Origin of the sequence: Faecalispora jeddahensis, from assembly GCF_000577335.1 — a bacterium.
GTDB classification, from domain to species: Bacteria; Bacillota; Clostridia; order Oscillospirales; family Acutalibacteraceae; genus Faecalispora; species Faecalispora jeddahensis.
Genome location: NZ_CBYL010000007.1, coordinates 20,213 through 42,497, shown reverse-complemented (window position 1 = coordinate 42,497; position 22,285 = coordinate 20,213). Strand labels below are relative to the sequence as shown.

Annotated in this window: 21 protein-coding genes; 8 read left to right on the top strand and 13 right to left on the bottom strand. The window is 51.1% G+C overall.

Going from position 1 to position 22,285, the window contains the following annotated elements; all coding sequences use genetic code 11:
- Window positions 1–47: 47 nt before the first annotated feature.
- Together TY09_RS04360 and TY09_RS04355 are read right to left on the bottom strand one after the other, a co-directional pair.
- A complete protein-coding gene (locus TY09_RS04360) occupies window positions 48–953 on the bottom strand; it encodes a cation transporter (protein ID WP_042431506.1) in 906 nt (301 codons plus the stop codon).
- A complete protein-coding gene (locus TY09_RS04355) occupies window positions 934–1,410 on the bottom strand; it encodes a MarR family transcriptional regulator (protein ID WP_052335553.1) in 477 nt (158 codons plus the stop codon). Before TY09_RS04355 ends, TY09_RS04360 begins: the two co-directional genes overlap by 20 nt.
- Before the next feature lie 384 nt (window positions 1,411–1,794).
- Here TY09_RS04355 and TY09_RS04350 point away from each other — a divergent pair, with 384 nt between their 5' ends.
- The 3 genes from TY09_RS04350 to TY09_RS04340 all read left to right on the top strand — a co-directional run bounded on the left by TY09_RS04350 (window position 1,795) and on the right by TY09_RS04340 (window position 6,336).
- Window positions 1,795–3,081: an AI-2E family transporter gene (locus tag TY09_RS04350; protein ID WP_042431504.1), complete on the top strand. Its 1,287-nt coding sequence runs from the start codon at window positions 1,795–1,797 to the stop codon at window positions 3,079–3,081.
- A 102-nt stretch (window positions 3,082–3,183) separates the two neighbouring features.
- A complete protein-coding gene (locus tag TY09_RS04345; RefSeq protein WP_009062934.1) occupies window positions 3,184–3,816 on the top strand; it encodes a DedA family protein in 633 nt (210 codons plus the stop codon).
- A 183-nt stretch (window positions 3,817–3,999) separates the two neighbouring features.
- Window positions 4,000–6,336, top strand: a complete 2,337-nt coding sequence (locus tag TY09_RS04340) for a GGDEF domain-containing protein (RefSeq protein WP_042431502.1) — start codon at window positions 4,000–4,002, stop codon at window positions 6,334–6,336.
- A gap of 31 nt (window positions 6,337–6,367) precedes the next feature.
- Here TY09_RS04340 and TY09_RS04335 read toward each other — a convergent pair whose 3' ends face one another.
- The 6 genes from TY09_RS04335 to fliD all read right to left on the bottom strand — a co-directional run bounded on the left by TY09_RS04335 (window position 6,368) and on the right by fliD (window position 12,418).
- Complete coding sequence (locus TY09_RS04335; protein ID WP_042431501.1) at window positions 6,368–6,790, bottom strand: GNAT family N-acetyltransferase; 423 nt, start codon at window positions 6,788–6,790, stop codon at window positions 6,368–6,370.
- On the bottom strand, window positions 6,787–7,821 hold the full coding sequence (galE, locus tag TY09_RS04330) for a UDP-glucose 4-epimerase GalE (RefSeq protein WP_042431499.1): 1,035 nt from the start codon (window positions 7,819–7,821) through the stop codon (window positions 6,787–6,789). Before galE ends, TY09_RS04335 begins: the two co-directional genes overlap by 4 nt.
- 26 nt (window positions 7,822–7,847) lie before the next feature.
- Window positions 7,848–8,660 carry an amidohydrolase family protein gene (locus TY09_RS04325; protein WP_042431580.1) on the bottom strand — a complete coding sequence of 271 codons (813 nt, stop codon included), beginning with the start codon at window positions 8,658–8,660 and terminating at the stop codon, window positions 7,848–7,850.
- Between the two features lie 236 nt (window positions 8,661–8,896).
- Window positions 8,897–9,337: a hypothetical protein gene (locus tag TY09_RS04320; RefSeq protein ID WP_009062978.1), complete on the bottom strand. Its 441-nt coding sequence runs from the start codon at window positions 9,335–9,337 to the stop codon at window positions 8,897–8,899.
- Window positions 9,338–9,367: 30 nt separating this feature from the next.
- The gene (fliS, locus tag TY09_RS04315) at window positions 9,368–9,745 is read right to left on the bottom strand and encodes a flagellar export chaperone FliS (protein WP_009063137.1); all 378 of its coding nucleotides are present in this window, start codon (window positions 9,743–9,745) and stop codon (window positions 9,368–9,370) included.
- A 21-nt stretch (window positions 9,746–9,766) separates the two neighbouring features.
- The gene (gene fliD, locus TY09_RS04310) at window positions 9,767–12,418 is read right to left on the bottom strand and encodes a flagellar filament capping protein FliD (RefSeq protein ID WP_042431497.1); all 2,652 of its coding nucleotides are present in this window, start codon (window positions 12,416–12,418) and stop codon (window positions 9,767–9,769) included.
- 201 nt (window positions 12,419–12,619) lie between these two features.
- Between fliD and TY09_RS04305 the strand changes: the two genes are divergently transcribed.
- Window positions 12,620–13,780, top strand: a complete 1,161-nt coding sequence (locus TY09_RS04305) for an HD-GYP domain-containing protein (protein ID WP_009062972.1) — start codon at window positions 12,620–12,622, stop codon at window positions 13,778–13,780.
- Window positions 13,781–13,933: 153 nt separating this feature from the next.
- Here TY09_RS04305 and TY09_RS04300 read toward each other — a convergent pair whose 3' ends face one another.
- From TY09_RS04300 to TY09_RS04280, 5 genes are all read right to left on the bottom strand, one after another.
- On the bottom strand, window positions 13,934–15,184 hold the full coding sequence (locus TY09_RS04300; protein WP_009062984.1) for a methyl-accepting chemotaxis protein: 1,251 nt from the start codon (window positions 15,182–15,184) through the stop codon (window positions 13,934–13,936).
- A gap of 44 nt (window positions 15,185–15,228) precedes the next feature.
- Window positions 15,229–15,741 carry a chemotaxis protein CheW gene (locus tag TY09_RS04295; protein WP_009063149.1) on the bottom strand — a complete coding sequence of 171 codons (513 nt, stop codon included), beginning with the start codon at window positions 15,739–15,741 and terminating at the stop codon, window positions 15,229–15,231.
- A gap of 78 nt (window positions 15,742–15,819) precedes the next feature.
- Window positions 15,820–16,362 carry a chemotaxis protein CheW gene (locus TY09_RS04290; RefSeq protein ID WP_042431492.1) on the bottom strand — a complete coding sequence of 181 codons (543 nt, stop codon included), beginning with the start codon at window positions 16,360–16,362 and terminating at the stop codon, window positions 15,820–15,822.
- Window positions 16,363–16,506: 144 nt separating this feature from the next.
- A complete protein-coding gene (locus TY09_RS04285) occupies window positions 16,507–16,848 on the bottom strand; it encodes an EscU/YscU/HrcU family type III secretion system export apparatus switch protein (protein WP_009063061.1) in 342 nt (113 codons plus the stop codon).
- A complete protein-coding gene (locus TY09_RS04280; protein ID WP_042431490.1) occupies window positions 16,835–18,253 on the bottom strand; it encodes a BAR domain-containing protein in 1,419 nt (472 codons plus the stop codon). Before TY09_RS04280 ends, TY09_RS04285 begins: the two co-directional genes overlap by 14 nt.
- A gap of 157 nt (window positions 18,254–18,410) precedes the next feature.
- Between TY09_RS04280 and TY09_RS04275 the strand changes: the two genes are divergently transcribed.
- The 4 genes from TY09_RS04275 (at window position 18,411) to TY09_RS04265 (ending at window position 22,285) form a co-directional block, all read left to right on the top strand.
- Complete coding sequence (locus tag TY09_RS04275) at window positions 18,411–20,516, top strand: chemotaxis protein CheA (RefSeq protein ID WP_052335552.1); 2,106 nt, start codon at window positions 18,411–18,413, stop codon at window positions 20,514–20,516.
- 60 nt (window positions 20,517–20,576) lie between these two features.
- Window positions 20,577–20,921: a flavin reductase family protein gene (locus tag TY09_RS18785; protein WP_242841433.1), complete on the top strand. Its 345-nt coding sequence runs from the start codon at window positions 20,577–20,579 to the stop codon at window positions 20,919–20,921.
- 36 nt (window positions 20,922–20,957) lie between these two features.
- The gene (locus TY09_RS18780) at window positions 20,958–21,125 is read left to right on the top strand and encodes a hypothetical protein (RefSeq protein ID WP_242841432.1); all 168 of its coding nucleotides are present in this window, start codon (window positions 20,958–20,960) and stop codon (window positions 21,123–21,125) included.
- A 95-nt stretch (window positions 21,126–21,220) separates the two neighbouring features.
- On the top strand, window positions 21,221–22,285 hold the full coding sequence (locus TY09_RS04265; protein WP_042431488.1) for a tartrate dehydrogenase: 1,065 nt from the start codon (window positions 21,221–21,223) through the stop codon (window positions 22,283–22,285).

Sequence of the window (22,285 nt, the reverse complement as noted above, 5' to 3'; positions counted from 1 at the left end):
GCGCTGCGGCGGTCAATCCGCCGCAGCGTTTTGTCTGAAAGCTTCATTTATGGGAATACAAAGCTGATTTTAATATAATCGTAGGTGCCCGCCAGCTCTTTTTCGATTGCGGCAGCCTTTTCTGCCAATTCCTCTTTGCTGATGATATCCTTACTGCTGTTCAGGTGGATCGCGATCCGAAAGCTCATGCCGATTTTATGAATCAGGCATTTGCTGAGTAGCGTATCTTTGGGCAGATTCTTTTGGATGATTTCCTCTATCTGCAGCTTTATTTTTCCTTTGGTAACCACTCCGTTAGCCAGTTCAATAAAGGCTTCCTTCAATATAATGAAAGGTTCCTTAATAGAGAACAGTACCAGAATAATGGTAATGAAAAAATCTCCCGTATACAGTAAGAAAGACAAAGGGCCGTTTTCGCTAATGAACGAAATGGCGACAGCCGCCGCACCAATCCCTCCGGACATCAACCCGTCAACCAAGGTGCCTTTTGATTCCGCCCCTAACAGAACGCTTGTATTGTCGATGCGCTTATTTTGATCCCGATAGAAAAAGAACAATGCAGCACACAGTATTATCATAATGATCTCATAAGGAACGACGGGACCAATGTCCATTTGGTCGCCAATCCCGGTTGTGAAATAGAGGATTGCCTTTTGGGATACACTGATTGTAGTGAAGGCCATCAGAAAAAGCATCAGTATGGATTTGAATATGACATAAATCGGCTCTAAAACAAACAGACCGTATGGAAACGTTTCACTGGTATGGCTGCTTCGTTTCGAAATAACTGCGGCAACAATACCGGATAGTACGGCGATCAGGGTAAACACGGAATCAAGAAAAAGCGCCTCTATTCCGGTAATGAAATACACGCATAATCCCGCTGCGCCCATCAGAATATTTGCGGCGATCCCGATCAGAAGCGCCCGATGCTCAATTGCTTTCTGGTTCACGGGAATCTCCTTTCGCTTTCGTTGTGTTTTCAGAATAATCGTTGTAGTAACTGCTGAATGCATCCAGCATTTCGCAGAAACGGTTCATTTCGTCGGGCGTATATTGCTTTTTCACCTGCTCTACGGAATAATTCGTCGCTTGATCAAGCTTTTTGAATTCTTCAAGGATTTCAGGCCGCACCGTCAGAAAGTAAACCCTGCGGTCCTGTTCGCTCTGCTTCTTTTCGACAAGCTCCTGTTTGATCAGCTCATTTACTTTTAACGTTACAGAGGATTTTGCGACCCGCAGCACGCCGGCCAGAAAACTTACGGTGCAGTTTTCCGTATAGCTGATCAGGTCGAGATAAAGCAGACTGTTATAAGTGATGCTGTGATACAGGTTACTCTCGTTCATCATGCGCAGTTCATTGAGAATGATATTGTAATACAATCGGTCGATCGCCCTTGTCGGATCCATAAAAGCACCTCATTTAATTAGGTTATTATAATTATATTTACCTAACTAATATACAGCGGATTGTTTTTCGTGTCAATCTGTTTCTGATGGGAAAATATCGTACTCTGCAAAAAACAAACGAAACTGGAAAGCTGTGCGCCAAATATCCGGGCCCAAACGGGCCATGCTATTATGATTGGAAATTCAAAGCAGTACCGTCATGCTTTTCGTTGACTTTTCTCTGCGATTGCGTTAGCATGAAAAACAAGGCTATTGCCAAATCACTGGAAAAAGGTACTTTGATACAAACAGCAGTTTTCTCCCCGCCGAAGGCGGGGAGAAAACGAACCGCTTTTTCAGAGCGGTGTTCAGATACTATATTTTTGGAAAGGTTGTGCGGCAGGTATGAATTGGGAAGAAATCCTGTCGGATCCCAAGCTGTGGAAGAAGATCCGCGGTAAGATGATCTTTTTTATTGTGTTCACCGTTGGCCTGATTTTTCTTGTGTTTCATATTGAGAATGTATCCTTTGTCATTTCTTACATTCTGTCTTTGTTTGGGCCGTTGCTGGTCGGCATCGGTGTCGCCTATGTGGTGAATGTACTGGTACGTTTTTTTGAAAACAAGCTGTTTTATCCTCTGAACCAAAAGGGCTGGAAAATCTGGTTGAAATTCCGGCGGGGCATCAGCATTTTACTGGCGTTCTCTTTTTTGTCGCTGGTTGTGTGGCTGATCATCGTCTATATCGTGCCGGAATTCATCAGTTCCCTCAGCTTCTTTTCAGAGAATCTGCCCGCCTATATCAATCAGCTTTCACAGTGGCTGACGGACATGTCCAAGCAGTTCGACTGGAGTCAGGAAACCCAGAGTCTTTTGAAAATCGACTGGACCAAGCCGCTGGAAAAGGTCACCTCGACCGTCAGCGATCTGGCTACCTCTTTGGTGTCTGCCACCATCAGCGTGGCTTCCGGCATTATTTCGTTCGTGCTGAGCGTGATTTTCTCCATCTACATCCTGTTCGGGAAAGAGCGGATGATCCGCAACATTCGCCGCGTGTTATACGCGTTTCTCCCCAAGGACAAAGCGCAGCGTATGGTAGCGGTGGGCGTGCTGACCAACCGGATTTTTTCGGGCTTTGTCACCGGACAGATGACAGAGGCCATCATCATCGGCTCGCTGTGCTACATCGGCATGTCCGTTATGGGTTTGCCTTACGCGGTGATGATCAGCGTGATCATTTCCATGACAAGCCTGATCCCGATTCTGGGTGCGTATTTGGGCGGCGCAATGGGTGCGTTTGTCCTGCTGATGATCAACCCGATATACAGCCTGTGGTTCCTGATTTTCCTCGTTCTGCTCCAGCAGTTTGAGGGGAATGTCATCTATCCCCGCGTGGTGGGCAGCTCCATCGGCCTGCCCGGCCTATGGGTGATGGTCGCGATTCTGCTGTTCGGCAATCTGTTCGGCGTGATCGGTATCTTGCTTGGTGTGCCGCTGTTCTCCGTATTTTACGCGCTGCTGCGTCAGGAAACGGAATTAAAGCTCAAGGAAAAAGAAATATCGGAAGAAGAAGTGATGGGGAAGCCGCCTGTCGAGGTGCCGGACCCCGCCGCAGGGAAAAAAGCGCCTGCTTCCGATGAGGAATTAGCGGACGAGCAGGCGGAATCCGCCAAGAATTCCGCCAAACTCTGAAATGTTGACCGAAAATTTACACTTTCGTCATGTCTGCCTGTCATGTTTCTGCTATCATCGGAATCGTGAAATCGCAGGAACACAGGAAAGGAGCACGTTGCAATGCAGGAATGGATCATCCAGACGATGAATCAGTTTGGATATATTGGAATTATGCTGCTGATTGCTATAGAGAATGTATTTCCCCCGATCCCCTCCGAAGTGATTTTGACCTTTGGCGGCTTTTCTACCACGTATACAGATATGCAGGTATGGGGGGTCGTGATCGCGGCCACCGTCGGCGCGGTGATCGGCGCCCTGGTGCTGTACAGTATCGGGCGATTTTTCCCGCCGGAGCGGATTGAAGGCTGGCTCGATGGACGTTTGGGCCAGATGCTGCATTTCAAACGCGAAGACGTGGAGCGCGCGGCACATTGGTTTGAGAAAAAGGGGAGAATCACCGTTTTCGCCTGCCGCTTTATCCCGATCATCCGCAGCCTTATTTCCATCCCGGCCGGTATGACAAAAATGTCGATGGGCGTGTTTCTGCTGTACACCACCGCGGGTACCTTTTTGTGGAATACCGTATTGGTGCATCTGGGCGTGTTCGCAGGGGAATCGTGGGAACGCGTTGCAGGATATATCGACCTGTACGCGCATGCCACTCTCGTTGTGTTGATCATTCTGTTCGTTGTAGGGGCGATCTTCTTCTATAAAACAAGGATCGCGAAGAAAAATGGGAAGGAAAATGGGTAATCATACTCATTATAGGTGTAAAATCTCGGCAAAATGCCCTAAAAAACAACGAGTCGCTCTTATTTATTCTCAGGTGATTCAAAGTGTTGCGGTTGTAATCCCGAAAATGATCGGCTATAATTTGAATGATGATCACTGATTTTGATTGCCGGGGAACCCGTGCTGCATGGGAGACGACCTTTTATGGGGAGAGAGAAAAAGAGAGAAACTCACGGAATAACGGATTCCGCCTCTGAAACATTTCAGAATTGGAATCAAAGCGTTGCAATGGTTCGTAAGAAAACAGGGCAAAAAAGGCCGCGGTCCCGCGTTTTGCAGATCAGCGACCGCTGCCTTGCACTCTTTGGCTATACGAGAAAAGAATTCGAAGAAAAGTTTCAGCAAGACTACTGTAGACTGGTGCATCCGGAAGACCGGCAGGCTTTTTATTCCTCTGTGGAAGATCAGACTGCCGCTGCCGGATTTTTTTATGTCAGGTACCGCGTCCTTACCAAGGACAGGGGCGAAGCATACTGTATGGAATATGGGACCCGAAACGATAAGGGAGAGCTTGTCTGCACACTCATGGATATAACAGACGAGATCAATGAGTGTCGGGAGGCAAAAAAGGCGAGGGCTCGGCTGAAAGCCCTGATTCGGGGGATTGCCGGCGGTGTTTTGATCGCGGGTTTCGATAAAAAGAAATTCACCTTTATCGACGCTTCGGACAACTATTTCCGGATTTTCGGCTATACCAGGGAGCAATATCTGCAGCTTGAGCGCTCGTCAACGGGGATTTGCAGGGTCTATGCGGGAAATCACCAGAAGATGTTCCGTCACATCCTCGACTGGCTGTCTCAGGGGACTGGCCGCCCGTTGACGTGTGAATATAAAATCCAGCGGAAAGACGGTTCCTATGTCTGGGCAACGGCGCAGATTTCTGTGATCGACAAAACACAGAATGGCTGGGAAATCCAGATGCTGGTGAGCGATAATACCAGCTACCGCAGGATCATGCACGAGCTCCAGCACGATCAGCGCAATATCATCCGGCAAAGCATCTCAGAAGATATCCTGTTCGATTACGACGTTCTCACCGACACGCTTCGCCTGTCAGACAAATATGCCAATTTAACCGGGGTGCCGGCCGTCATCAGCCAGTACAGCGAGAAGGTTTTGCGGGAGAAAAGCGTGTACCCCGCGGATATCCCCGTTTTTGTCGATTTGATTCAGAACCTGCGCAACAATATCAAAATGTCCAACACGATCCTTCGCTTTCGCCACAAGGACGGCAGGTACTACTGGTATCATCTGATCGGTGCCGCGATCACGGACGATTCCGGCCGCATCACCAGAATGGTGGGGAAGGCCGTCAACATGAACCGCCAGAAGGAAGAAATGCTCGAGCTGGTAGAGCGTGCCCAAAGGGATCCGTTTACCAAGCTGTACAATAAAACGATGACGGAGACCTTGATCCGACAGTACCTTTCCTATGAATCGGACCGCAGTCATGCGATCCTGATGATCGATATCGATAATTTCAAAGAGATCAACGATACTTACGGCCATTTGCACGGCGATGCCGTACTGGTGGAGTTTTCGCGGATATTAAAGCTGAAGTTTGAAGAAAAAGGGGTAGTCGGCCGAATCGGCGGCGATGAATTCCTCGTTTTTCTGCGCGGAGAGAAGAATCTCAATACCATCCGCGAAAGGGCGCAGGAGGTCTGCCGCATGTTCCAGCAGTCCGAATCCCTGTCGAATATGCAGCACCTGCTCAGCGCGAGCGTGGGTGTTTCCCTTTCTCCCTTGGATGGAACGGAATATGAGGAGCTGTTCCATAAGGCCGATCAGGCGCTGTATGTTTCAAAGCGCCATGGAAAAGGCGACATGGTCTTTTATTCTAAAATCGCAGAACTTGAACGTGATTTGAGCGCTTTGAAAACAGCCTCTTACGTGACCGAAATTCACCGCGATATAACGCCGGATTATCGGGTCGACCCGCACCTTGTGTTTGAAGCGACGGAAGAGCTTCTCACCTCAGGCGGGAGCCCCGACGGGATGGGCTCGGTTTTGAGAATGATCGGCCGGGTATTGAGCGTTGGCCGTGTGTATCTGGTGGAATGCCCGGAGGACCGCCTGCAATGTACCGTAACGTGTGAATGGTGTGCGCCGAATGTGGAGCCGATCTTCGGCAGGGCGCAGAAGCTTTCACTGGAAGAACTGGGGCTGCATTACCAGTGCTTTGATGAATGGGGCCTGTTCCGCTGTTATGATGTGCATGAAACGGAGGATACCTACTTTTTAAGGCAAAGTCCTTCCACACGTTCCACATTGCACTGCGTGCTGTACGATCAGCGGGGAAGTATCCGCGGCTTTGTCGGCTGCGACGATGTGACGACCAACCGCACATGGAATCGGAGCGAATCCGCGTCGCTGATGGTTCTGGCCGGATTGATCAGCCGCTTTGCCTACTATCACAAGGAAGCAAAAGAAGAGCCCGAAAAGGAGATTGTTCCTTCTGCCCAAACAGAAGCGGAATAAAATGGCCCCGCCAATTGGCGGGGCCATTTTATTATTCGAGCATCCCTTTTTGGCGGACGCGTTCCGGGTCGAGGAATTTCCCCATTCCGGTTTTCAGGCGGCCAAAGCCGAAACGCTCGTAAAAGGTTTCTTTTCCTGGGGATGCGTATAGGATGGTGTTGCCGTCCGGCAATTGCCGGAGCATCTCCTCCAGTAAGGTTCTGCCGAGCCCCTGCCCCTGGTATTCGGGCAGCAGGGCGACGTCGTAAAGGGCGGACTGAACCACCGCGTCGGAAAGGGCGCGTGCGCAGCCGATCAGGCGCTGTCCGTCCCGCAGAAAAACAACGGCAAAGCTGTTTTCAAACGCCTTTTGGAACATTTCAGGCGTGTGAGGAGTAAGGCCTGCGGTTTCGACGACATGAGTCAGCTCTTTCCAGTCGATCTGGTCGCAGTTGTATTCGATGACAAGGTTCATTCCGAATCACCCGCTTTCTTTTCCGTGCTTCCCTGTTTGCAGATGAAATTCCAGGAGTCGCGGCACATATCGGCCAATGTGTAACGGGCCTGCCAGCCCAGCTCCTGCTGCGCTTTGGCAGCGTCGGCGTAGTATTCCGGCAGATCGCCGGCCCGCCGGGGAGCAAATTGGTACGGTACGGGGACTCCCGATTCCTGCTCAAAGGTTTTTACGACCTCCAGAACAGAACTTCCGTGCCCGGTTCCCAGGTTGTAGATGCTGGCGCCCTCCTGTGCAAACAGCGCATCCAGCGCCTTACCATGGCCCACAGCGAGGTCACAGACGTGAATATAATCCCGCACGCCGGTGCCGTCGCGGGTGGGGTAGTCGTTGCCGAACACGTTCAGATAAGGCAGAGAGCCCTGCGCTACCCGCATGATGTATGGCATCAGATTGTTGGGAATACCGTTCGGGTTTTCTCCAATCAGTCCGCTGGGGTGCGCGCCGATCGGGTTGAAGTAGCGCAGCAGCATGGTGTTCCAGCGGCTGTCGCTTTTGCAAAGATCCTGCAAAATCTGTTCGATCATCGCTTTCGTTGTGCCATAGGGATTCGTAGTCTGCCCGGTGGGCATGTCCTCCCGGTAAGGGATGGGATTGTTTTCCCCGTATACCGTGGCGGAGGAACTGAATACCAGCCGCCTGACGCCGTGCAGCTCCATCTGCCGCAGCAGATTCAGGGTGCCGGTCACGTTGTTGTGATAATACAGAACAGGCTTTTGAACGCTTTCTCCCACAGCCTTCAGGCCCGCAAAATGGATGACCGCGTCGATTTGCTGTTCCTCAAAAATCTGCCCCAATTTCTCTTCCTCCAGCAGATCGCAGCAGTAGGACGGGAAATCGCGGCCGGTAATCGTGCGCACCGCATCCAGTGCGGCAGGGGAGGAGTTGCTGAAGTTATCCACTACGCAGATATCGTAACCGTTCTGCAGCAGCTCCACACAGGTGTGGCTCCCAATAAAACCGGCGCCGCCGGTGACCATAATATTTCTCATCGGAATATCCTCCGCTTTGTTCCGGGTCATATCCGCCCGGAGATTTCGTCCAGACCCAACAGCCGACGGGCATTGTTCCAGTAAATGTCCTCCAGCATGCGGTCCGGCAGATCCAGCTGTTCCAGATAGCGCATCTGTTCTTTCGGCAGGCTCCAGGGGCAGTCGCTGGCGTAGAGCACCCTGTCCGGACCGTGATGCAGGATCATTCGTTTGGCCTGCTCCGGGTCTATGAGCAGGTAAGACATCGAGGTGTCGAGATAAACATTCTCCATACCGATCAGGTATTCCTCGGCTTCTTCGCTGCGCCTCATTCCGCCCATATGTGCCGCGATAATGGTCATGCGCGGGAAATCACGCGCCACCTTTGCCAGAGCCCTTGGCGGCGTATGCACCACATTGGGGGAAACCGGGTCCCACCCCGCATGAAAAGTAACGGGCAGCCCCAATTCCTGCAGTGCGTCGTAGACGGGGTATGCCTTTTTATCATCGACGAAGAAGCGCTGGTACTCCGGGTGCATCTTGACCCCGTAAAGCCCCAGACCGCGAATGCGCCAAAGCTCCCCGACGGCGTCCGGTGCGTCCGGGTGAACCGAGCCAAAGCAGTAAAAGAAATCATCCTGAACCTCTGCGGCCCAGTCATTCACGTTGGTCTGCTGTTCCGGCTTGGTTGCAATATTCATGACGGCCGCACCGGAAATCCCCCATTCCTTCAAACGGTCTCTGGTATCGGAAAGCGTGGCCTTTGTCACGGGGGGAACATGACTGGTCTCACCAATTCCGGAAAGAGCTTTTTTGGCCAGAAAATCTGGGAACATGTGAACATGCATATCGAAAATCATGGAAAACAGAATAGATCCTTTCTTGTAATGATGTTGCTTTTCGTAAGCCTGTACAGTCAATTCACTTTCAAACAGCCTGATGTAAGTACAGTGATTCCTTTCCCCACAGGCGAGGAAAAAATCACTCACTATTTTAAAGCGATAGTATTATATTGTTCTCATTTTACACGCTTTGGAAGGAAAAAACAAGGCATAGTGTCCGGCGCTGCCGGAACACTATGCCTTTGCCGAGCTGCTTACTGGTAAGTAAACAAATTGTTTTGCTCACCCTGCTGTTTCAGCTCGGCAAGCTGTTTCTTTGAATTCTCACGCTGTACCAACAAAAGATCCATTGTGGAACGATTGAGAGCGGCAGCCTGGCGAAACAGTGCATTGATTTCAGAAACCAAATTCAGGGCCCGTTTTTCGTCCGGGGAACAGGTTTCCTCTTCTAACTGCAAAGACATCAAATCGCGCAGTCTTTCCTGTTCAGCGGAGTCTTGAAGCTCTGTTTTCGATCGAATCAGAAGGTTGCATTTGTCCACCCGCTGCATCAGCTGACCGCGCTGTTCCAGCAGCAAGTCCAGATCAACTGTTTCTTCCAGCGACTGAACCTCCATCTGCTTGGTGATGTTCAAAATCTGTTCCATCAGGATTTTCTTTTGCTCCAGGCATACCAAAATGTCCTGTGTAAGCATGATATACTCCAATCTTTTCTGCGGTATTCTTTATTTCTTCATATGAACCAGTTTTTCCGCCTGTACCCAGGTATCGCGCATCTCGTTGACAAGCGGGAGCAGATCATCCAAAAGCTGCGGGTCGCGGCGGATTTCTGAACGAATGATCTGCTGATTGCAGAAGTAGTATAAATCATACAGCTCTTTCGAAATCGGATACTTAAAGTTCAGTACGGAAGAAAGATACTGAAAAATGTTTTTGCACTTTTCGGTGCATTTTTCAGAATTGGTATAATCGTTCTGCTTCATCAGCAGAGAAGCATGATGAAGATTTTTTATGACTTCATCGAACAGAAGGATCAGCTGCTCCCCGCGCGACATGGTGGATACAGACTGCTGTTTGTATTGAAAAATTGCATTACTTTGCATGATACACCTCTGATTTTACCGTCAGGTAGAACTGGACTGCGTAAAGAAGCTTGCCTGACTATTCATCCGTGCAATATAAGTTTCCAGAGCGGTAAATTTATTATAATAATATTCCTGCTGTGAGGTCAGGCGCGTTTTCAGCGTTTTTACCTGTGTATCGTACTCTTTCATCTTCTTCGCCAATTCGCTCGTATCTACCGTGCTGGTGGAGGAACCCGCCTTTGTGATGAAGAGGCCGGTATTTACCAGACTGTCATTCGCGTATTTTTTCATGACGTTCTGCATCCGTGTGGCGATACCATCCGTAGAGGTAAATAACTGGGCAATTTTATCGGGGTCGGAATTCAGTACCTCTTTGAGCTTGTCCTCATCCACAGTCAGCTTTCCGTTATCGGAATAGCTGGAGGAAGAGATACCGACCTGATACAAAGCGCTGCTCATTGAAGAAACCACATCCGTCATACTGTGGCGCCAATCCTGAGCAAAGCTGCTGAGCAGAGAATCGTTAAACAACAGGCCCTGCTTTGCCTTTTTCTCCCATGCGGTGATCTGGCTTTCGCTCATTTCGCTTTTCTGATCATCCGTCAAAGGGGCATAGGTCGCGTCGGTCGGTTTCTTCTCTGAGATCAAACCGTTGACTGTGGTCAGAATCGCGTTGTAATCGTCGATAAACGTTTTGATCTTTGTCACAAGATCATCGGTTTTCGATTCTACCGAAAAGGTAATGGGGTTGGTTTCACTGACATCGGAACCGGTCGTTGTTTTTTGCAGCTCAAAGTTCACGCCGTCCATGGTAAAGCTGTTGCTGCTGCGGGTGATTTTCGTAAAGGACTGCCCGTTATCGAAGCTGACCTCAAGCTCGGCGTCCTGACCTGCCTGAACGATTTTTTTACCGTCTACTTCCGTATCTTTATCGATCGAGCTGTATCCGAACAGAACCTGTGACAAGTTTCCGGTTTTGTCCTGAATATCGATCTGACTGTTGGCGCCGCCGTTCTTGGAAACGATGCTGAATCGATCCAGAGTGCTGGAATAGGAGATGGTAACGTTGGCGTCCGAATCATTATTGATGGTTTTCATGATCGTGTTGATATTGTCGGTTGCCTTAAAGGTAAAATCTTTTCCGTTGACAGAAATCTTGTATTCCGACAACAGGTCAGATCCATCCGTTTCCAGTCCTGTAGACAACTCTTTCTGTACGTCCCGCAGGGTTTTGTTCAGGTTGATGCGGTTCGATTCACCGGCATATACCCGTAAAGCGCCGTCCACACCAAGCACACCGCTTTTGCTGGAGGAAGAAATGGTCAGAACATCTGTATCGCTTCCCGTTGTTGTAAAGGAAAGACCGCCGTCTTTTATTACGGCCTGAACCTTTCCGCTGCCAAAAGCAGAATCCAATTTGGTCTGAAGATAATCTTTCAGCTTTTCCGGTGTGTCATAGCTCCCTGCCTGGGTTGCGTCAAAGGAGATGGTTTTCGAGAGCCCGTTCAGGTCAAACGTCAGGGTAGAGCCGGAAAGAGATTCATCCAGATAGGTTTTATACAGTTCGCTCTGATTGACTGTTCCGGTGGTAGAAATGGTTCCACCACTGGAAAAGCCCAAGCCGTTCAGTAAGCTCTTGCTTCCATCCGTGATCTCGATCGATTTCCCCTCGGTAGAGGTCAACGAAACGTTTCCGCTGCTGTCTACGGAGAAGTTAATCTTTCCTTTTAAATCCGTATTTGTTTTTACCGCGTCATTCAATGCGGTTTCCAGTGCTTTGCTGTAGTTTTCATCCACAGTGCCAACCGGGAGCGAGAGGGCGGAAGAAACGGTAAAGGTATAATCATTGCCGTCGATCTTCAGGTTTAATTTGGAACCGGCCGCGATCGAATGGTTGGTAAAATACGCTTCATTCACCGCGTCCGATCCCGTCACCGCGGTACCGGAATCATTCGCTTTCAGGCCAAGCCCGCTGAGCAGGGCGTCCGATCCGCTTTTAATGGTAACGGCAGAGGATGAAGAATCATCTTTGTTTTTCAGAATGAATTTTCCGTCCGCATCAACAGAAGCACCAAGCTTATCGCCAAGCCCCTGATCCTTGAGCTGCTGATTGAGCTGATTCACAATATCAGAAGTTTGTGTTGTTTTGCCGTCGGAACCCACCGTCAGGGTGTAATCCTTCCCCTCGAAGCTGATCTTCATGGTGGCGCCGGTCACGGCGCTCTTTGTCCATTCAGACTGAATCTCCCCGGTCTGAATTGCCTGGGAAGATACCTTATTGGTGGCAACATACGAAGCCTGCTTAGCAAGCGCCGTGATCGATTTGATCTGCATGTTCTGCGCAACGTTGGCAAGGCCGCTGAGCTTTACATAAGAAGAATTGTTTACGATGGAAGTGCTGTTGAAAAAGCTTGCGTTTAAAATACTGTTGCTGCTGGAAGAAGAATTAAAATATTTGGTCTGAAACTCAGAAATCGATTTGATAAGGGCCTGATAAGCCTCCTGCTGCCAGGTGGCAATCTGTTTTTTCTGATTGGCAGAGTCGATTTTATTCTGTGTTCCGATCGTGAGCTGTTTGACCAGCTCGTCGGTATCTAATCCCGACATCAGGCCGGTAAGACGCTTGGAAGAGCTTGCGGTTGCATAAAGGGAAGAGGAAGATGTGCTGGAATTGGTGGTTAAAGAAGACATTTTGAAATCCTCCTGTCCGATAAAAATACTTCTTACCTTATATATCGTACTATTTTCATAAATCCTTAGGAAAAAAAACAGAAGAATTAGTTGCGATTTTCGGAAATAACAATTGCATTTCCCAAATGAATATTGTACACTTAGTGCATAAGTTTTGTTGTACTATTGCTCAGCGATGTGAGCAAGAAAGAAAGGAAGCACATGAATTTTGTTCCAATCGATCAGCTGAAAGAAGGCATGAGGCTGGATCGGGACGTATATTTGTATGATTACAAGACTTGTAAAGTCGCCATGTTGCGTTCCGGGCAGGTTTTGACCAGCGCGTACATTCAAAAGCTTTGCGAACTGCAGGTTTTAGGGGCATATATCCATTCCGATGATGATCAAGAGGAACAGTCGGCACACAGACTGCCGCGACCTCGGCCGCCGATTAAAAGGGCGCTCAAGCAGGAAGCTGTCACCAATCTCGAACACGTTTTCGAGATGTTTGATAAGAATGCGCAGAGTATCAACATCAGCCATATCAATCAGACTCTGGATGTTTCTAAACAGCTTGTTACCGCACTGAAAAACAACAAAAATATCGAACTCAGCATTTTTAACTTAAAGCTGTACGATGACTATACTTACAATCATTCACTGGGCGTGTCGATTCTGGCAATTGCCATTGGGATTTCCATGGGAATGAAGACCAAGGATCTGTATGATCTGGGTCTTTGCGCACTGCTGCATGACATTGGGAAGATGTCTATTCCGATTGAGATTATTGCAAAACCGGCCAAGCTGACTCCGGAAGAGTTTGAAATTGTGAAGCTCCACCCTTATAAGGGCGCCGAGTTTTTTCTAAAGCACCAGCTTGTCAGCAAAAAAATCTGTGCCGGCATATTGACGCATCATGAAAAATTTGACGGTTCCGGTTACCCCAGCGGCCTGAAAGGAGACAGCATCCCTTTGTTTGGCCGTATTATTGCGGTTGCGGATGTGTATGATGCGCTGACGTCCGTCCGCCCTTACCGAAAGCCGTCTTCTCCCACAGAAGTGCTGGAATATATCATGGGAGGGAGCGGCACCGCCTTTGACGTGGAAGTGGTCGAGGCGTTTTTAAGAAAGGTTTCTCCTTATCCGGTTGGTTCGTGTGTCAGGCTGAGCAACGGGGAAATCGCGATTGTTGTGGCGCAGAATGTCCGGCATCCGCTTCGTCCTCAGATCCGGCTGCTCAGTGAGCCGGACAAAATACTCGATCTGTACAACGACCGTAACTACCTTTCTCTCGTGATCGAGAATGCCTGTAATATCTCCACAGAAGATCTGGATGAAGAGCTTGAGGAGGATCAGGAACAGGAAGAAAAGATCGTTGAATGATGCTATAAAGCTGTAAACAGCCTGCGGACATTGCGTCTGCAGGCTGTTTTTTTGATGAGTAGGGCGGCCGGAAATTCCGGCCGCCCTGAAAGCAGGATCGTATAAAATTTAAAACTGAATTTGTTGTCATGAATCCAGCCTATTGGGGATTTATCAGGAAACGACAACCTCATCCAACGAATAGTATTCCACCAAACGCTGCAGTTGTACCGCGTGATCGGCCATTTCCTGGCTCGAAGCGGCGCTTTCCTCCGCTGTGGCGGAATTGGTCTGCACCACCGAGGAAATCTGATCTACCCCAAGGCTGATCTGGCTGATGGAGGTGGACTGCGCTTCCGAGGCGGAAGCGATCCGGTTCACAAGGTCCGTTGATTTTTCGGTGGCATCCAGAACCTCCTGCATGGTCTTTACCGTCTGGTCCGCAATGTCCTTGCCCTTTTCCACGGCCTGAATGGAATTTTCAATCAGAGCGGTGGAATTCTGCGCAGCCTCGGCGCTTTTACTGGCCAGATTGCGTACTTCCTCGGCTACAACGGCAAAGCCTTTTCCGGCGGAACCGGCTCTCGCGGCCTCGACGGCGGCGTTCAAAGCAAGAATGTTCGTCTGGCGGGCAATGTCGTTGATCGTTTTGATGATGTTGCCGATCTGATTGGACGAGCTTGTGATTTCCGCCATTGCCTGCATCATGTTTTCCGTTTCTTTTGCCACGTCCTGAATCTTTTCATGCGCAAGGGCAGAAGCGGAATTGGCGTCCAAAGCGTCGGATGCGTTCTGTTTTACCTGCTCAGAAACATCGAGTATGGCTGCGGAAAGCTCCTGAATCGAGCTGGCCTGCTCGGTGGCTCCCTGGGCCAGGGACTGAGAGGCGCTAGCCACCTGCTCCGAGCCGTCGGTTACCTCCCGCGATGTACTGGAGATCAAAGAAACGTTCTGCAGCAGAATTTCTGAAAGCTGCCGCATCGAGTTTTGAATCCGGGTAAAATCACCCGCATAGCTCCGTTTGTCCACGATATGGATCTTTCCGGAGGTAATCAGATCGAGCGTCGTCGCAATTCCGGTTACGTTCTGCTTCAGCTCCACTGCGGTGTCGTTTACCGCGCCGCAAAGGTCGTCGATATCCCCCTGCATGGCAAACTCGATCTCTACATCAAAATCGCCGCGGCCCAGGCGCCTGACGCTGTCCTTGATCATGTTCAGGGCGCTCTGTAAAATATGCGCAACGCGCCATGTGACCACTGACGCCAGAAGGATGGTGGCCAGCAGCACCAAAATGGCCGGAATCAGCAGCTGCCGGGTGTAAAGAACGGCGGCTGCGATTCCCAAAACGATCGACAGCAGCACAATGGCCAGCGTAATGATCAGCAGCTCTGCTTTCAAAGAAAGATGACGTCTTTTATTCTGCATTCTGAAGGTTCCTTTCCGACTTCTGTCAATTCGGAAGAATGATTTTACAGTTGATCCAGCGCTTTTTCCACCTGTTTGATTTCATCGTTGTTCAGAATCTTTTTCGGGTCTACCAGCAGCACGACCTTGCCGTGCAGCCGTCCGATTCCGGTGACATAGGTGTTGGCGCTGTTGCCGGAAATCACGGTGGGGGTAGACGAAATATTTTCCTCTTCAATGACAGAAACCTCATTGACGGAATCCACCAGAAAGCCGATATAGGCCTCTTCCAGCTTCGTCACAATAATGCAGGTGCGGTCGTTGTATTCCAGTTCGGGTTTGCCGAAGCGAAGCCGAATATCGATCAGCGGAATGATGCTGCCGCGCAGATTGATCACGCCCTTGGCATAGACCGGCGAATCCGGCACGGGGGTAATTTCCTGCATGCCGATGATTTGCACCACGTCGGAAATCGGGACGCCGAAGAGCTGGCTGTCCAGAAAAAAGGTCAGATATTTTCCGTCGATCTCCTGATTGGCTGTGTCCAGAAAGTCGATGGTATCGATGGTATCTTCCACTCTAGTCACCCTTTCAAAGTGATATTAAATGAGTTTTTGTATTGCCGCAAAAGAGACCCAAAACGGGAATAAAATCCGTCAGGCTCCCTTGTCTTCCGGCTGGCCTTCCGCGTCTTCTTTGCTCTGCGGATGCTCGTCTTCGTTTTCGGTCAGAATCCGCTTTAAATTCAGCAGAAGAGCCGGCCCTTTGGAAAGCGTCACGATCCCGGTCACAAAGGGATTGCTTTTTTCACGCCCAAGGCTCGGCGTTTCGTTGACGTCCGCGACGGCGATGTCGGTCACGTCGTCTACACTGTCTACGATCAGACCGATGATGGCGTCATCCCACTGCGTTACCACGATGCTTGTCTGTTCACCGTATTCCAGCTCGGGCTTTGAAAGCTTCAGCCGCAGGTCGATCAGCGGCACGATCTTGCCGCGCAGGTTGATCACGCCCTTTACATACGGGGGCAGCTTCGGCATCAGTGTGATTGCCTGAATGCGTACGATCTCCACTACCTGGCTGCTGGGAATCGCGAAAATCTGACGATCGATATAGAAGGTCAGATATTTTTCAGACGAGTTCAGTTTTGCTGCGTTCCCTGCCGTCAGGGAGGAAACCGGATTCAGATTATTACTCATATTATTTCACCACTTCTTCCGCCGCGGCCGCGGCGGTTAATTTGAAAAGAATATACGTCAAATTGTTTTATGATTCAATTACTATATCGGCCATACAAAAAAGAAAATGAAGAGTATTCTCAAAAAAAGAGGCGCCGAAACAGATCATTCTTCAGAGAAGTCCGGCATTTCGGGCACCGAGGGGGCCTTTGGAGCATCGGGGGCCGCCGGGGGCGCCTGCGGCTCGCCGTAATTGAGAAAGTACAGGTACAAATCCGCTACGGCCTGGTACAGCTCCGGCGGGATTTCAGCGCCCATATTCATCTGCGACAGCAGAGAGGCCAGCGCATCGTCCTGAAAAACGGGAATGTTGCTTTCCTGCGCGACCTCTATGATTTTGGATGCGGTGTAGCCGACTCCCGCCGCCACGACGACCGGAGCGTGGTTTTCCGCCTCGGAATAGCGCAGGGCAGCCGCACGCTGCTTGTTGTTGTTATACTGTGACATCGACGATTCGCCTTCCCTCGTGTATTTTTTTCAGAATGGTTTTTGCAGCCGAGGGAGGGGCCCCGGCCGACAGCTCCACCGTTTCCGGTTCCAGGCCGTTCCGGGCAAAAATACCGGCAACGGCCGCGCTGATCACTTTGGCGTCGGGGGCGAATTCCGCGGGGCAGTTAAGCCGTGCGCTGATCTTTTTTCCGGTCAGTGTCAGAAAGGCTTCAAAGTAGCCCCTGGACTTGATGTCAAATGTCAGAATGATCTGGCGGCTGCGTTCCTGTTCCTCCGCCGTCCGCCGTCCGTCGGATTCCTCTTCTTTTTCGATCCAGATTTCCCCGAACAGGTACTTGCCCTCAAAGGCGAGGGGAAGAAACAGATGATGGAACGGCATATATACGCTGTTGTCCATCAAAAGGGAAGTGAGTGTGTTCTGGAATAGCTCCTGCCCACGCTGCGACGGGCCGTTCGCGTTCTCCGTCAGGAGTCTGAGCACGGAATCCAACAGCTTGTTTTCCCTGGGCGTTTCCAGGCGGCCCATGTGATCCAGAAAGACAGAGGTCATTTCGTTGAGCTTCTGGGACGGGAAATCCAGATCATATTTGCAGTAATCGAGCAGAGCGGTGAATTTTTCCGCCAGCTCCTCGCGCGAGCTGATGTTCAGGCGCGACAGGTCGTGTACCAGCAGCGTGATGTTGTCGCGCACACGGCCAAAGTCGTTGGTGGCGGAAATGTACCGCCGGATAAACGGGATAATTTTTTCCTTGAGTGTAAAGAGGTTCCGGTTCAGATTTTCAATCGGCAGCTCTTCGGTCAGCTCCTGTGCCATCTGCTGCAGCTGGCCGCTGTAAGGCTGCGGGATCTGCTCGCTGATCTGGATCAGCCTGCGGGTCACCGCGCGGGTGGTGTCTGCGGCGCCGGTGTAGGCGTTAAAGGCCTTCAGAAACTGCGCCGTTTTCTGTTCTAATGTCTTGTTTGGGTTTTGTTCCAGTACCTGCCGCATCATTTGGAACAGCGCGCCCGAAAACTGCGTCCTGTTGTTTTCCTGAAACAGCAGGTTCTGCACAATGTCCTCGCGCCCCATATTGATGGCCTGCGTCAGCTGGCGCAGAGGGTCGGAAACACCGGCTCCCTTTTCCGCACCGGCCCGTCCCATAACCTCAAACACCAGCTTGCCCAGGCTCTGCGAAAGATCCGGCGTTCTGCCAAGCTGCTGAATAAAGCGGTTGAATACGGAGTTCCGGTTCAGAAGAAACGAAAATTCGGTGCTGCCTTGCTGGCCGGATTGACGGTCGGCATTGGCGGGCGGTACCAGCGCCGGATTGATCACGGCACGGTCGGTCGGCCTTGCGGGATTCATCCGGTTCACATTTTCTCCGCCGGGAATTGGAGTAGTGATTCTCAGGTTATCTGCCATAAACGGGTACCTCTAAAATTAAAATTTATAGAAATGAAAGGGAAAAAGTTAATTATTTGCGACTCAATCCGATATATCATATGAGAAAGACAGAACTTTCTGGCTTTTTCTAGTTTATTCCTTTCGGAATTTTTAAGATAGGCGGTGGCTATCATTCATGGATAACAATATGGAATCTTTGCTGGAAGTTTATTTGTTCGAAACCAACGGTTTGCTGACGCATCTAGATGAAATCCTCCTTCGCTGCGAGCAGGCGTGCGATTTTGATTCGGACAGTATCGACGAGATCTTTCGCATCATGCACACGATCAAGGGTTCTTCTGCAATGATGCAGTTTGACAGCATGGCTACGGTGACTCATAAGATGGAAGACCTGTTCTATTATGTAAGAGAACACGGCATTTCTTCGGAGTACAACGAGCCGCTCACGGACCTGATGTTCAAATCCAGCGATTTTCTGAAAACGGAAGTTGAGAAAATCGAAAATAACGAACCGCTTATTACAAATATCGGCAGTTTGGAGGAAGAAATTAATTCTTTCCTCAAAAAGATTTCCGGAGAAGCCCCGGAAGAACCCGAAGCAGCCGCGCAGGTGCAGCCAAGCGCCCCGGCAGAGCAGCCGGCCGCAGAGCCTGCCGCCGCTCCGGCTCCCGTGGCCCCTGTTCCGGCCCCGGCAGCACCCGTGCAGGTGCGCCAGCCCGCCGCAAGCGGAGAAGAATATCCCTTCCCGGTACGCGTGTTCTTTGAAGAAGAAACCGAGATGGTCCATCTGCGCGCCATGCTCCTGGTGCACGCCATTGCCGAAAACGGCATCGCGGTACGCAGCGTGCCGGAGCAGCTGGATTCCAACCCCGGCGCAGCAGATGTGATCGGAAGAGATGGGCTTCTGATTTTGTTCCACACAAAAGAAGAAATGGAGTCCTCGCTCAAGAGCATCGAAAACTTTGTGTACACCAAAAATTATACCGTTCTTTCTCCCTTGACGCAACAGAAGGAGCAGGCGAAAAACACCAAAGAGGAAAAGACGGCTGCAAGCAACGAGCCTGCCGCGAACAACGGAAACGGAAATCACCTGGCCGTCAAGCAGAATCTCATCAACGTCAACCTGTCGAAGCTCGACAATCTGATGGACCTTGTGGGTGAGATCGTCATTACGGAATCAATGGTAACGTCCTCTCATTCCGTGCAGACCAATGACAGCGGCGTGGATAACAGCTACACCAAAGCTTCGCGCCAGCTGCGCAAGCTGACGGACGAGCTGCAGGAAATCGTTATGTCCATCCGGATGGTTCCGATTTCGGGCGTATTCCAGAAAATGCGCCGCATCGTGCGCGATATGAGCAAAAGTCTGGACAAAGATGCCGAGCTTGTGCTGGTTGGCGAGGATACCGAGGTCGACAAGTCGATCGTGGACAACATCAACGACCCGATCATGCACGTGGTGCGCAATGCGATGGATCATGGGCTGGAGGACAAGCAGACCCGTATCGCAAACGGCAAGCCCGCGAAGGGAACCATTACCCTGACGGCGCAGAACACCGGCGGCGAAATCCTGATCTCCATTGAGGACGACGGACAGGGAATCGACCGCGACGCGGTGCTGGCCAAGGCCAAGCGCCAGGGGATGCTCAAAAAGAGCGAAAAAGAATATTCAAACCGCGAGGTTTACAATTTTCTGTTGATGCCCGGATTTTCCACGAACGAGGTGGTCACCGAATATTCGGGCCGCGGCGTGGGAATGGATGTTGTGAAGAAGAACGTGGAGAAGGTCGGCGGCGACGTGACGATCTCGAGCGAACCCGGCAAGGGGACGAAGGTGCTGTTCAAGATTCCGCTCACTTTGGCGATCGTCAACGGCATGAAGGTTTCTGTGGGCGATACCATGTTCATTGTCCCCACCAACAATATCAAGCAGCTGGTGAAGGTGACGGCCGATCAGGTGCTGTACGATACCAGCGGCAACGAGATCATCACCATGCGCAATCAGTACTATCCGCTCATCCGTCTGCACTCTGTGTTCGGGCTTGAGCCCCGGGCGAAAACGCTGGAGGATTCCATCGTTGTGCAGGTGGAAAATCATGAGAAGGTGTACTGTATCCTCGCGGATGATCTGCTGGGCGAACAGCAGGTTGTGGTAAAGGGCTTGCCCGCATACCTCAATCAGTTCAACATTAAGGATACCGGGATTTCCGGCGGCGCCGTACTGGGCGACGGCAGCATCAGCCTGATTCTCGACGTCGTCAACCTTTACAATAACAATTAAATCGCAGAGGTTTCGAGTCAAACGGCACAAGCCCATATAAAAGAAAGGGCGGTGTAGGGGATGGCGCTGCAAAAACTTCCTCTCGAAAAGGCGTTTATGCTGGTGGAGCCCGGCCCGGTCCTCCTTGTCACGACAAATGACGGGAGGAAAAACAACATCATGACGATCACCTGGCATATGGTACTGGATTTCACCCCGCAGATCGCTCTGACGACCGGCCCGTGGAACCACTCCTTTCAGGCGCTGCGGGACACGAAAGAATGCGTGCTTGCGGTTCCGACGGTCGATCTTGCGGAAAAGGCGGTCGCAATCGGGGACTGCTCCGGCGCCGATGTGGACAAGTTCCGAAAATTCGGGCTGACGCCGCTTCCGGGGCTGCGGGGAAAAGCGCCGCTGATCTCTTAATGTCTGGCCTGCCTGGAATGCCGTGTTCTGGATTATGTGGAGCCCTATGGCATCTTTATCCTGCAGGGCACTCAGGCCTGGATGGATTTGGAACGCAGGGAGCGCCGCACATTTCACGCGAATGGTGACGGAACCTTTCGGGTGGATGGAGAGACCCTTTGCCTGCGCAGCCTGATGGAGGATAAGCTGCCGCCCGGCGTATAGCGAACCGCTGCGTTCTTGGGGAACCAAGGACACGGGGCGGCTTTGCCTGATTTCAGAGAACAAACAACAAAGAAATAGTTCAGGGGGCGTTTGATTTGCAGGTTCATAAGATTGCGGTCATTCCCGGCGACGGGATTGGCCCGGAGGTCATTTCGGAAGGCTGTAAGGTGTTGGAGCGGGTTGCCCGGCTGGACGGCGGATTTCGGTTTGAGTTCACCACGTTTCCGTGGGGCTGCGAATATTATTTGAAAAACGGCAGAATGATGGCGGAGAATGGGATCGAGCAGCTCAGCGGCTTTGATGCCATTTTCCTCGGTGCCGTCGGGTTTCCCGGTGTGCCGGATCACGTTTCCCTTTGGGGGCTGCTTCTCACGATCCGCAAGAGCTTTGACCAGTATGTCAATCTTCGGCCTGTAAAGCTGCTGCGGGGAGCGCCCTGTCCGCTGAAGGATGTCCGGCGGGAAGACATCGACATGGTTTTTGTGCGCGAAAACAGCGAGGGAGAATACGCGGGCAGCGGAAGCTGGCTTTACCGTGATACCCCCCATGAGGTGGTGCTCCAGAACGGCGTGTTTTCCCGGCACGGGTGCGAGCGGATCATGCGCTATGCGTTCGAGCTGGCGCGCCGTGAGCAGAAAACACTGACCAGCGTGAGCAAGGGAAACGCACTGAATTATTCCATGGTGTTCTGGGATCAGATTTTTGCTGAGGTGAGCCGGGAATACCCGGATGTAAAGACCGCCTCCTACCTGGTAGACGCGGCCAGCATGATGATGGTAAAGCGCCCCGAGGCGTTCGAGGTAGTCGTTACCTCGAACCTGTTCGGCGATATCCTTACCGACCTTGGCGCCGCGATTGCAGGCGGAATGGGCCTTGCGGCCGGCGCGAATATCAACCCCGAGCGCAAATATCCTTCCATGTTTGAGCCGATCCACGGTTCGGCGCCAGACATCGCGGGCCGCCAGACCGCAAACCCGCTCGCCACTGTTTGGGCCGCCAGCCAGATGCTGGATTTCTTTCACCACGAGGATTGGGGCAAGCAGCTTCTGGACGTGATGGAGGATGTGCTGACAGAGGGGAAGGTTCTCACTCCCGATATGGGAGGAACCGCGACCACGGCGCAGGTTGGCGACGCGATTGTGTCCCGTCTGAGCCGGTGA